This window comes from Methanobacterium sp. SMA-27 (genome assembly GCF_000744455.1).
Taxonomy (GTDB): domain Archaea; phylum Methanobacteriota; class Methanobacteria; order Methanobacteriales; family Methanobacteriaceae; genus Methanobacterium_B.
Map to the genome: position 1 here is coordinate 141,229 of NZ_JQLY01000001.1, position 12,261 is coordinate 153,489.

Annotated in this window: 14 protein-coding genes; 9 read left to right on the forward strand and 5 right to left on the reverse strand. The window is 32.6% G+C overall.

The annotated features are described in order from the left end of the window. Positions 1-110 precede the first annotated feature (110 nt). The 6 genes from DL91_RS00740 to cgi121 all read left to right on the forward strand — a co-directional run bounded on the left by DL91_RS00740 (position 111) and on the right by cgi121 (position 5,772). Positions 111-293: a YnfA family protein gene (locus DL91_RS00740; RefSeq protein WP_231551475.1), complete on the forward strand. Its 183-nt coding sequence runs from the start codon at positions 111-113 to the stop codon at positions 291-293. Between the two features lie 407 nt (positions 294-700). Further along, complete coding sequence (locus DL91_RS00745) at positions 701-1,879, forward strand: geranylgeranyl reductase family protein (RefSeq protein WP_048189809.1); 1,179 nt, start codon at positions 701-703, stop codon at positions 1,877-1,879. After that, on the forward strand, positions 1,870-2,916 hold the full coding sequence (locus DL91_RS00750; RefSeq protein ID WP_048189810.1) for a TIGR01177 family methyltransferase: 1,047 nt from the start codon (positions 1,870-1,872) through the stop codon (positions 2,914-2,916). Before DL91_RS00745 ends, DL91_RS00750 begins: the two co-directional genes overlap by 10 nt. A 165-nt stretch (positions 2,917-3,081) precedes the next feature. Beyond that, on the forward strand, positions 3,082-4,581 hold the full coding sequence (locus DL91_RS00755; RefSeq protein WP_048189811.1) for a (R)-citramalate synthase: 1,500 nt from the start codon (positions 3,082-3,084) through the stop codon (positions 4,579-4,581). Positions 4,582-4,697: 116 nt separating this feature from the next. Next, the gene (locus tag DL91_RS00760; RefSeq protein WP_048189812.1) at positions 4,698-5,267 is read left to right on the forward strand and encodes a hypothetical protein; all 570 of its coding nucleotides are present in this window, start codon (positions 4,698-4,700) and stop codon (positions 5,265-5,267) included. Next, a complete protein-coding gene (gene cgi121 / locus DL91_RS00765; RefSeq protein WP_048189813.1) occupies positions 5,260-5,772 on the forward strand; it encodes a KEOPS complex subunit Cgi121 in 513 nt (170 codons plus the stop codon). The genes DL91_RS00760 and cgi121 overlap by 8 nt, the downstream gene beginning before the upstream one ends. Positions 5,773-5,791: 19 nt before the next feature. Here cgi121 and DL91_RS00770 read toward each other — a convergent pair whose 3' ends face one another. From DL91_RS00770 to guaA, 4 genes are all read right to left on the reverse strand, one after another. After that, positions 5,792-6,775, reverse strand: coding sequence for a DegT/DnrJ/EryC1/StrS family aminotransferase (locus tag DL91_RS00770; protein WP_048189814.1), 984 nt, complete (start codon positions 6,773-6,775; stop codon positions 5,792-5,794). 10 nt (positions 6,776-6,785) lie between these two features. Further along, positions 6,786-7,955, reverse strand: a complete 1,170-nt coding sequence (locus DL91_RS00775; RefSeq protein ID WP_197050573.1) for an Nre family DNA repair protein — start codon at positions 7,953-7,955, stop codon at positions 6,786-6,788. A gap of 118 nt (positions 7,956-8,073) precedes the next feature. After that, positions 8,074-8,535, reverse strand: a complete 462-nt coding sequence (gene msrB / locus DL91_RS00780) for a peptide-methionine (R)-S-oxide reductase MsrB (RefSeq protein ID WP_048189815.1) — start codon at positions 8,533-8,535, stop codon at positions 8,074-8,076. An 87-nt stretch (positions 8,536-8,622) separates the two neighbouring features. Next, a complete protein-coding gene (guaA, locus tag DL91_RS00785) occupies positions 8,623-9,549 on the reverse strand; it encodes a glutamine-hydrolyzing GMP synthase (RefSeq protein WP_048189816.1) in 927 nt (308 codons plus the stop codon). Positions 9,550-9,703: 154 nt separating this feature from the next. Here guaA and DL91_RS00790 point away from each other — a divergent pair, with 154 nt between their 5' ends. Next, positions 9,704-10,129 (forward strand): GtrA family protein, encoded by a 426-nt coding sequence (locus DL91_RS00790; protein ID WP_048189817.1) that lies wholly within the window; start codon positions 9,704-9,706, stop codon positions 10,127-10,129. 50 nt (positions 10,130-10,179) lie between these two features. Here DL91_RS00790 and DL91_RS00795 read toward each other — a convergent pair whose 3' ends face one another. Further along, positions 10,180-10,761 carry a GMP synthase subunit A gene (locus tag DL91_RS00795; protein WP_048189818.1) on the reverse strand — a complete coding sequence of 194 codons (582 nt, stop codon included), beginning with the start codon at positions 10,759-10,761 and terminating at the stop codon, positions 10,180-10,182. 381 nt (positions 10,762-11,142) lie between these two features. Between DL91_RS00795 and DL91_RS00800 the strand changes: the two genes are divergently transcribed. Then, entirely contained in the window at positions 11,143-11,604 is a 462-nt protein-coding gene (locus DL91_RS00800) for a DUF2124 family protein (protein WP_048189819.1), read from the forward strand. A gap of 19 nt (positions 11,605-11,623) precedes the next feature. After that, a complete protein-coding gene (locus DL91_RS00805; RefSeq protein ID WP_231551342.1) occupies positions 11,624-12,241 on the forward strand; it encodes a DUF447 domain-containing protein in 618 nt (205 codons plus the stop codon). The last annotated feature ends 20 nt before the right edge of the window (positions 12,242-12,261 follow it).

Sequence of the window (12,261 nt, forward strand, 5' to 3'; positions counted from 1 at the left end):
ATTATAATTTTTCGAATAAATAAGGAGAATATCATGGAATATATAAAATCAATTTTTTTCTTTATGCTTGCTGGTCTGTTCGAAATTGGAGGAGGATACCTTATGGAATTATTCCAACATTCCAACCCGCAAACTTCGGCAGGGTTTATGCAGCATATGGAGGAATATTCATTTTAATGGCATTATTATGGGGGTGGCAAATAGACAAAATAATACCTGATAGATTTGAGATAATCGGTGCATCGGTGGTTCTCATAGGGGTATTCATAATTATGTACTGGCCACGGGGATAATATTCCATTTAATATGGATCCAACAAAGAATTAGTCAAGTAATCGAATTAATGAATTAATAGGATCTTATTCAATCAATTAAAATTTTATTCGGTGAAATCCAATAAATATTTTGCATTAATAAATTTTAAATTAATTATTATTAGAACAAAAATTTTTACATAAATAGACTATGCATCATATTAAATATAAACAAATTCTTTATTGAATATGAAACATATCATTAGTTGGTAATTTTCCAGAACTATGATCATCTCATCATAATAAATTATGCTAAGAAATTTTTTTTAGGAAATAACTTTCTAATTCTAAAAGAAGTTCTAGATCTAAATTATTGTTAAATTGATTATATCAATAAAATTACAAAAAAATAGAAAAAACTTACTAAAATTTAATTGGGTAATCTAATGAATAAATTTGACGTAGTAGTTGTTGGTGCAGGGCCTGTAGGCTCAACATTTGCTAGATATATTGCAAATGAAGGTTTTAAAGTAGTAATGTTAGAGAGGAAACGAGAAGTTGGTGTTCCCCTCCAATGTGCAGGACTTTTAGGCAAAAAAATAAAGGATATTAATATCCTTCCAGATGAATACATCTTAAACGAGGTTTACGGCGCATATTTACATTCACCTTCAAATATTATATTAAAAGTTGGCCGAAAAGATCCAGAGGCATATGTAATCGATAGAGTAGGTTATGACAAATTTTTAGTAGAACAAGCAGTAGATGCAGGGGCAGAGCTTCTTTTAAACCATAGGGTAAAAGGTTTGGATGTAAAGACAGGAGAAGTTTGTGTTGGAAACAATTCTGATAAAATATTCAAAGGTGAAGTGATTGTTGGAGCTGATGGACATGCATCCCGAGTATCTGATGAATTCAACCCGAAATCAAAATCGGTAATGGCAGCGCAATATCTTTTAGACATGAAAAAAGATGTTTTTGATATAGATAATGTCAATCTTAACGTTAATTCAAATATTTCTCCCGGATTTTTATGGATGATCCCGATTTCTAAGTCAATGGCGAGAGTAGGACTATTTGCAAATAAAGATTATAATGGACTCAATGAAGTTTTAAAAGATTTTATTAATCATGATATATGTTATAAAAATGCTTCAATTTTAAAGAAGTATCAAGGATTCATACCAGTTTACAACTCTAAAAAGAAAATTGTAAAAGATAGAGCTATACTCTTGGGTGATGCAGCATCACAAGTAAAACCCACTACTGGTGGAGGCCTTATAATTGGATTTGAATGTGCTAAAATGGCAGCAAATACTGTTTCAAGGGCACTTCAAATGGAAGATATTAAAATTCTCAATGAATATGAATATGAATATAAAAAACGTTTTAAAAATGAGTTAAAAGTTCAAATTGAAGTTCAAAAGATTTTTGAATCACTTACAAATGAAGATCTTGACCAGATGTTTTTAAAACTTAAAGAAGGAAATGCAGAGGCTTTAATATCTGAATATGGGGATATGGACACCCAATCCACTCTTATAAAAGAAATGATAAAAAATAGGCTTCTGTTTTCTATTTTACCCAAATTGTTAACTCGGAGGATAGGAAGTTTATGGAAATAGTTTTAATATTATCTCAGGAACATCAAACATTACCAAAAGCAGAGATTGAAGCTGTTTTAAATGCTGAAAGTATACCATTCAGCTTTGAAAATCAGTACGAAGGTGTTTTGATACTCAATGTACCAGATGAATATTCAAAATCTCTTAAGACCTTTGGTAAAAGGCTTTCATATACTCATGAGGTTTGTAAACTTTTAATAGAAACAGATAAAGTTCATTTAAACTCTGAAATTCAGACATATCCCTGGAAAGATATAATAATAAAAGATTTTGCTGTTAGAGTAAAGCGAATGGATAAAGATGATAAGTTTGATACAACCGATGTTGAATGGGAGATAGGCGGCTTAATAAATAACAGTATCGAACGGGCCAAAGTAAATCTAAAAGATCCATCAAGCTTTTTGAGACTTATATTCATTAATGGAAAGATTTTTGTAACTGAAAGACTATTTAAAATAGAAAAGAAGCATTTTCATAATCTTAAACCGCATAAAAGGCCTTTTTTTTATCCTGGATCCATGAGTCCAAAACTTGCAAGATGCATGGTTAATCTTACAGGAGTAAAGAAGGGAGACTTAGTTCTCGATCCATTCTGTGGAACAGGAGGAATTCTCTTAGAAGCAGGAATTATGGGTGCAGAGGTTATTGGGGTAGATATAGATAAAAAAATGGTGAATGGAACAATTAAAAATCTTAATTATTGTGGTATAAAAGATTATAATGTTTTTCAAGGTGATGCGAGGAAAATAAGCTTGCCTAATAAAGTTAACGCTATTGCAACTGATCCTCCGTACGGTATTTCAGCATCAACTGGCGGTGAAGAAAGTCAGAATCTTTATGCCGAAGCTCTTGTTACAATGGAGGAAATACTCATAGATACAGGGAAGCTATGCATGGCAACACCTCACTACATGGATATAGAAGAGCTTATACAAGGTACAAACTTTGAAATAATAGAACAACACCATATAAGAATGCACAAAAGTTTAACTCGTGTTATATCTATCCTTAAAAAATCACTGAGAGAGGAAAGATAATCATGACTTAGTTCAAATTTATTTATATAAATTAAAATTTGCATTGAGCAATTTATAAATTATTTTATTAGATTCTTAAAGGCCATCTAGAATTGTTATTCAATTAAAATTTATTAACATTAAGTAATCTTTAAAACTTGTTTAAGATTAAGTGGAGGGGGACCTTTGAAAGCTAGAATATTTGACACGACACTTAGAGATGGAGAGCAAACTCCGGGAGTTTCTTTAACTCCTGATCAGAAGCTTAGGATAGCAATTAAGCTTGATGATTTAGGGGTTAATGTTATAGAGGCAGGTTCGGCCATTACATCGGCGGGGGAAAGGGAAGGAATTAAAAAAATAGTTTCTGAAGATCTTTCAGCTGAAATATGCAGTTTTGCAAGGGCAGTTAAAGTTGATGTAGATGCAGCTCTAGAATGTGGAGTTGAAAGTGTTCATTTGGTTGTTCCAACATCTGATTTACATATAGAACATAAATTAAGAAAAACTCGAGAAGAAGTAAAAAGAACAGCAATTGAAGCTGCAGAATATGCTGTTGATCATGGTTTACTCGTTGAACTTTCAGCAGAAGATGCAACTCGAAGTGATTATAAATTTCTTAAACAAGTTCTAAGTGAAGGAATAGATGCTGGAGCTAAAAGAGTTTGTGCCTGTGACACAGTAGGAATGCTCACACCAGAAAGATCTTATGAATTTTATAAGGGTTTAACAGAATTAGGAGTGCCAGTTAGTGTTCATTGTCATAATGATTTTGGATTAGCCGTTGCAAATACCCTATCAGGACTTCGGGCCGGTGCAAGTCAGGCTCATGTAACAGTAAATGGAATTGGTGAAAGAGCTGGAAATGCTTCTCTTGAGGAGGTTGTAGTTTCCCTGAATTCCCTTTACAATATTAAAACAGATATTAATTTTAAAATGCTCTATGAAATGTCAAAAACAGTGGCAAGGATGACAGGAATATATCTCCAGCCAAACAAGGCCATAGTGGGTGAGAATGCATTTGCACACGAATCAGGAATACATGCAGATGGTGTTATTAAAAAGGCAGAAACATATGAACCAATAACTCCGGAGCTTGTTGGTCACAGACGAAGATTTGTTATGGGTAAACATGTGGGTTCTCATATTATCCGAAAGAGAATAAAAGAGATGGGATTAAGGGTAGATGATGTTAGATTTGAACAAATATTTGCAAGAATAAAAGCCCTTGGAGATATGGGAAAATGTGTAACAGATGTTGATCTTCAAGCAATTGCAGAAGATGCACTTGGAGTTCTAGCAGAAAAGCCAGTAGAACTTGAAGAGTTAACCATAGTCTCTGGAAACAAGGTCACCCCAACTGCATCGGTAAAAATGAATGTTGATGGTGTGGAAAAGGTTGAAGCTGGTGTTGGTGTTGGTCCGGTGGATGCAGCAATTGTTGCAGTTAGGAAAAGTGTAAAAGACATTGCAGACATACAGCTTGAAGAATATCATGTTGATGCCATAACAGGGGGAACTGATGCTCTGATTGATGTTGTTGTCAAACTCAAAAATGGTAATAATATAGTTAGTGCAAGAAGTACTCAGCCAGATATTATAATGGCCAGTGTAGAAGCAGTTTTAGGTGGAGTTAACAAGATAGTCAGCGATAAAAAGATCAGAGAATCTGAAAATAAGGAATAATCTATTTTAATCAAATTATGATTATTATTCCTTTTTTGGTTTGAACATAAAATCGCCGTTTATTCTAGATCAACATAAAGAAGATATAATAAACAAGAGGATTTAATAATTTAAATATGAACTCTGCACCATCAAAAGGTAAGTTATCACATGTAAAAAGATTTTTCAGCGTCTTAGGAAGTCTTTTATCCACTTACATGGCAATTATACTTACAATAGGTTTTTTAGTACCTTGGATATTAGGAGCAATCAAGATACATAACTACAATGAAATAATTAGCTTTATTGAAGTTTTTGTGTTGGTTTCTGCAACATTATCCCTTTTAAGCTTCACATATATTATGGCACTTTCAGACATACATGAAAAGGTCAAAGATTCTATGATAAAATCTGGAGAATTATTTTTCATGTCCACTGTCCAGTTTATTGTAGGACTGTTTTTATTATTATTGATGGATTACCTTACTAACAGTTTCCTCAACATTTCTAATATTAATTTAAATCTCAACTTGGCTGGAATTACTTCGATTGCAGTTTTTTTAATTCAGATAATTGTACTTTTAGAATTGATATTTGCTGTATCCAAATTTTTCAAGGGAGTTATAGGAGTATATGTTTCATTTAGGGCAGAACATTTCAAAGAATCCATATTTTATATTTTATCATGGAGGGGTAGAAATGTTTGAAAACAGCGGGGAACTAGGATGTAATATACAGGTGGCCGGATTCAAATCTCATATTACAAATATTGGACAGGTTATGGCTGATTTAAAACAATTTGACAATTGCATGATCCAACTCATGGATGCAGAGGGAATAGCCGGCAGAGAACATGCAATACATGCTACAATACACGCTATCAATACATTTTCAAGAAAAGAAAACATTGCAAATGATTTGGGCATAGAGATTTGCGTGAGAATGTCTGGTCAGAGGCAGATCTCACAAGCCTTAAAAACGCTAGGAATTAAAAACGGAGATGTAACTGTTTGTGTAATAGCAGTTGACTGTAAAGCTGATGTCATGGATAAATTAACAGATATTCTTGATGAGAGAGACGATAAAGTTCTTGAACCTGATGAGGATAAGTTAAAAAACATGTACCATATTTCAGATATTGAAGCTGAAACTGCAGGAAGCATTACAAAACTTTTAATGGAAAAAACTGCTCTTTTAATACTTGAAACTTGAATTAAAAGAAATTATATTTTTAATTTAGAGTTTTTAATATTTTTACTATCTCATCAAGATTTTCATGTGTCATACACTTCACATCAAGATTTTTTATTTCAATGCATAATGCATTCATCTTCACCCTGTTGTAATTAGGGCATACAGTTATTATACTGCCTCCATGCACATTAAATCTATTTCTTAATTGATAACTTAATCTTTTAGGATATTCATCAGGGATTATAATGTTTAATCCCGATTTGTCTCCATATAATACTTCCCTAAACTCCATTATTTCTGACTTTAAAAAGTTACAAGCTTCTAAAGTTTTAGAAAGTATGTGGGGTGCATTTTTTATCTCTGATGCAATACCTGCACATGTTATTGGATCTGCCTTAAAACTTTTTAAAATATTTTTAGCGGAATTAATTAAATTTATATCGTTTGTTGAAATGAAACCACCATTCCCAACATTAATTGTTTTGGGAGATCCCGTAGATGCAATAATCACGTGAGCCTGTTTGCCATTTCCAAGCATTCCACTTTCATCTCCAATTCCACCAGATGCATCTTCAACTAAAACAACCCCCATATCATCACAAATTTTGTAAATATTTTTTATAGGTTGTTCTGCTGAATATCCTGCAAAACTGGTTATGAAAAGTGCTTCAGGATTAAATTTTTCTATTAAACATTCTAATTCATTTACTTCTACAATGCCAAGCTCTGTTGGAATTGGAATTGCTTTGATACCAAGAAATTCAGCCATTTTTTTGAAACCTATCCAGCCGCCTTGATCAGGAATCATGATCCTATCTTTAAATGTACTCATAACTGAGAGAATGGCAGAATTTCCACTGTTCACAATTTTAACTTGATCATGTCTGGTGAATTTTTTGACACCCTTTTCTGCACTTTCTATTTCTTCATATCTACTGCCCGGAATATGTTTCAGATTGAGAGCTGACTTGCTCATGGCATTTCTTGTTTCAAATGAAGGTCGTCTGTAAAATAAATCCATAATATCCTCTTTAAGTTGGTATAAAAGTGTCTAAAGTAGTTTGTCTAGATTGTAAAAGTTCTTTTAAAAGGTCACTTTGTTTTACAAATTTTTGCATTGGTAGATTGAGTTTGGTTGATATGTAAGAAAGAGCTGTTTTCATATCCTCAAATTCAAGTGGTTTTTGATTCATAGCATTTCTAACATTTTCACGAACATTAAAAACTCCAAGAGGCACATAACCATTATATGCTTCTCTTAAAACTATTGCTCCTGCCTGTTTTCCTTCACGAGCAAGAGATTCAAGCACTGCCATTTTACATGTGTAGTAACATCCTCCAACTCTTGAATAACCTTTTTTTCCTGTGTTTCCTTCGTAGTCAGAAAATATTAGTTCTTCACTTCCAAGAACATGTAAAAATGCTTCCATCCATTCGTATTGCCATTCTGTTGGAAGTAGAAGAATTGCATAGTAATTGTTAAGACTTGAAAATTCATATACACGATGTGTATCAAGAACATCATTATAACGGACATTTTTCAGTAGACGATCACCTATAGTGCTGTCACATGCAGTTATTGACCATCTTGTTGGTACAAGTTTTCTTCTTTTACCAACTCCCATTGCACCTACTGAAAATGCTTTCTGTATGTTTGAAAATGGTATTCCCTTATTATTAAGGTCTAATACAGCATCGGCAGCCTTAAGATCACTATCATAGAAAACTTTCTCAAGCTCATGATCCCATTTTACATTTTCGATGTCAAACTTTTGTATAAGTGCACTTGGGCCATGAGGGGTGTGTTCATCACTGAAAGAGGTACCTCTTGGTTTTTTACTGAATTCTGCTTCACTTCCTATTGAGCTATCAGCAAGAGATATTTCTTGAAGTTTTTCAATATAATTATTTTCCAAGTCTTTAATACCCACTATTTGTTTCCCACGCACTAGATTCAATCTGTAACCTATTATATCCTCTTGACTTTTGTCTTGTGGGATCCAAGATTCTGGCATGTCCATGATTGTGGTGTCACCTGTAAGCGGTGCTATCATTGGTCCTGCATATACTTTAGGATAGTTCCAACTACCAATAAAAACAGATGGTGGTGTGCTCCCATCAATCTCCTTACCAACATCCACTGAATGCATTTTTATCCTAGAAGTCAGTTTCTTGAGGTAAGCTGTTTTGCCGTTTATCATAATTATCTAATAAACTATTCAACTACCAACTTAATAAGATCGATGAAAGCATTTGAGCATTAACCAAAAATTTTGTTTTTATTTTAATTAAATAATATATTTCTAATAAAATCTTTTATTATCTTTTGACTAACTTTAAGGATGCAGAATTCATGCAATATCGCAATCCTGTTGGTTTGGGTCCGTCGTCGAAAACATGCCCTAAATGTGCATCACAGCGGGCGCATAGTGATTCAGTTCTTATCATACCATAGTTTCTATCCTTATGTTCTTTGATATTTTCATCAGCTATGGGTTGCCAGAAGCTTGGCCATCCAGTTCCGGAGTCAAACTTAGTATTCGAATCGAAAAGATCCGTTCCACAACAAATACACTCATATATTCCATCCTCGTGACAGTCGTGATATTTGCCTGTAAACGCAAGTTCTGTCCCCTGATGTCTTGCAACATTATAGGATTCTTTGCTCAATATTTTTTTCCATTCTTCGTCGGTCTTTTTTATTTTCTCAACCAGTTCTACCTTACCAGTTTTTACAGAGTAGATTGGTATAAGTGAATCTTCCTTTGAATTGGTTGTCATGATAATTTATATGATCAACCAAAACTAAATAATTCACTGTTTAAGAACTTAAAAAGAAAAAGTAAATAAAAAAAAAGGTTAATTTTTTTAGGCAAATTCAATTGTACTAGGAGGTTTATCACTTACAGAAAGTGAAACATGTGTTACTTCGGGTATTTCAGCTGTTATTCTCTGAGATATTGTTTTTACCATACTCCATGGGAGTTCTGGTACATTTGCAGTCATTGCATCGATTGATTCAACCATTCGAATCACTACCAGATAACCAAAATCCCTTATGTCTCCTTTAACTCCTGTAACTTTTGTATCAGTTAAAACAGCAAAGTACTGCCATAAAGTAGCATCAAGACCTTCTTTTTTAACTTCTTCCTCTACAATTGCATTGGCTTTTCTACATATGCTTATTTTTTCAGGAGTCAATATGCCTACTACCCTTACTGCAAGCCCAGGACCAGGATATGGTTGTCTGTTAACCATTTCATCAGGAAGACCCAGTTTACTTCCTATTACTCTAACTTCGTCCTTATAAAGTTCTCTTATTGGTTCAACAATCTCCAGTACTAATCCATGTGGAAGTGCTATATTGTGATGCGATTTTATTTGACCATCACTTTCTATCCAGTCTGGTGCTATTGTGCCTTGTACAAGAAATTCAGCACCTTCTTCTTCGGCAACCCTTTCAAAAACTCTTATAAATAATTCACCAATGATCTTTCTCTTTTCTTCAGGATCAGAAACACCATCAAGTCTGTTTAAAAATTCTTCCTCTGCATTAATAGTTCTCAAATTGAGTCGGTCATTAAATGTTTTATTAACATAATCTGATTCTCCTTCTCTTAAAAGCCCGTGATCAACAAATACAGCAATTAAATTATCTCCAATAGCCGTTGAAGTTAATACTGATGCTACAGAGCTGTCAACACCACCAGAAAGTGCTATTATGGCTTTTTTATCGCCTATTATATTTTTTATTTCTTGAATTGATTCATTTATAAAATCAGATGGATCTAACATGTTTTCACCTTGAACAATATGAAATTATGTTTATCATAACAACTATAAAATCTATTTCTTATTTTTACATTGTATGATTCACTTATTTTACTTGTATTAATTGAATGTTAATAAATGATGACAAATAAATATTATTTTATTATGGAGATAACCTATGGCTCATGATAATTTATTGCAAAAGCTGTTTAAAAATCAAACAAATAAAACTTGGGTTCAATTTTTAAGATATATTTTAGTGGGAGGGATAGTTTTTATTATTGATTTCGGTTTCCTATTTATTCTAACTGAAGTTTTTGGGATTTATTACCTAATTTCAGCTGCTTTAGCATTTACACTGGGATTAATTGCCAATTATTTCCTGAGTATTAGTTGGGTTTTTAATATAAGAATTCTAACAAAAAAACACTTTGAATTCGGGGTTTTCGCGTTAATTGGAATTATAGGTCTTTTTTTTAATGAAGTTTTGATATGGGTTTTAACTGAGGATCAAGGGATTAACTATCTGATTTCAAAGATATTTGCATCAATATTAATTCTGTTCTGGAATTTTTATGCACGGAAATTTATTTTATTTAGATGATCCCTGATAAAAAATTTAAATTTAGATAATTCAAACTATGTAAAAATTAATCAGTTTAATGATTTTTTTTCATTATATTCCTTACAAGTTTCATAGAAGTTTTCAAATATCTTTCCTCCATTTTCAGTGTGATGAACTTCAGGATGGAACTGTATTCCATAAATAGGTTTGCTTTCGTGTTTCATGGCTTCAACACCACATATTGATGATGTTGCAAGAACTTTGAAGTTTTCAGGCGGTTTAATTACTTCATCTTTGTGAGATGCCCATACATCTGCACTTTTTCCAAAACCCTTTAATATATCGTTTTCATCAAGTATATTTATTTTAATCTGAGCATAACTTTCAATACCTGCTGCACCTATCTCTCCACCAAATGCTTTGGCAATAATTTGATGGCCAAGACATATGCCTAAAATTGGATAATCAAGTTCTTCAACATAACTCAAGGAGTTTCCAGCTCTTTCGATCGAAGGTCCACCACCGAGAATAAGTCCGAGGGGATTTTTTTCCTTTACTTCGTCAAGTGATGTTGAATTTGGAATTATCTCTGAAGGAATCTTAAGATAATGGAGACTTCTATAAATTCTATGATTGTACTGCCCAAGATTATTAACAACAAGTATTTTCATTTATTATACTCCTTAATTATGGTTTTAAATATATTAAAAGCAGATTTTCTAGTTTATAACTGCTTAATTTGAATTATCTTAAATCTTAATATTGGAAATCTATTTATGATCCCGAACCAACAATAAAACATGGAATTTATTGATCTAGTTTATATAGTAATAGCTCTTTTAGTGGCAGCTGTTTTGTTCTATATCTTCATATGGTTAGTGCCAATTATAATAGTATTAATCATAGCTTATGTAATATATATCTTTTTGAAGGGACCTACAGATAGTTACTGAAGGATCAAAAAAACAGATTATAAGAACATTCTTTTTATTTTTCAGTTCTAAAAAAATTATTTATCCTGTTTAAGGTAAACCATCTATTGGAGAATATATATGAGAAAGGACAGTGAATTTACAGGAATAACCGAGAATCTTTTAGCATTCCGAGAAGAGGTAAAGGATGCTAAAAAAATAACATTCATTGGTATGCCCGGGGTATGTAGTCCATTTGCTCTGCTTTTTGCCTTTGTTGTTAAGGAAAAGGAATCAATTTTTATAACGGGTACAGATTTAACTAGTGCCAAAAAAATTATCCCTTCTGATCAAGGTATGCAGTTTGGTGAATTAGCGGATCCTCATGCAGATGTTGTTGCTCTTTTGGGAGGGTTAGCTATGCCCAAATCCAAAGTTAAAGCTGAAGACATTCAAAAAATTCTTGATGTTGTTCTTGAAGATAATGGAAAATTAATGGGACTTTGTTATATGGATATATTTCGAGAGTCTGGATGGCATGAAATACTAGACTTTGACTGTATAATTAACGGGACATTAACAGGTTTTATTTTAAGAAAATAATTCTTTGGAGAGGGGATATTTGGATCTAGAGTCAATTGGAATGAAAAAGGGATTATTATATGAAACAATTTTAACAACGAGGAATGATGATGGAACTCCCAATGCTGCACCTATTGGGGTGATATGTAAGGATAATAAAGAAGTTGTTTTGTATCTTCACCAAGGATCCTGTACTGTTCATAACATAAAGAAAAATCAAAGTTTCATTGTGAATATATTGAAGGATCCAATGGTTTTTGTAGAATCTACTATGGGTGATTTGTCTGAAAAATATTTTGAGCAGTATGAAAATGAATTTTATATTAAAAATACAGATGCATTTTTTTTGGCTAATGTTACAAGTTTGAAGGATGTTGAAAGGGAAGATAATTTTGGAATTAATGTAACAACTGTTTTAAGGGCTGAAACTTCCAATATAATCAAGAAAAAAGAATGTGTTGAACCATTAAACAGGGCAATATATGGAATAATCGAAGGACTAGTATATTTAACAAGAATGGAAATGGTTTCTGGGGACATGGAGAAACTTTACCGTCATAGAATGGGTGAAATTTCCAGGATAGTAAACAAAGTTGGTGGAGAAGAACATAAAAATGCTATGAAAAAAATTTCAGAGGATTTCAAAAAGTACGATTAATATAATTGTTAAATGCCCTA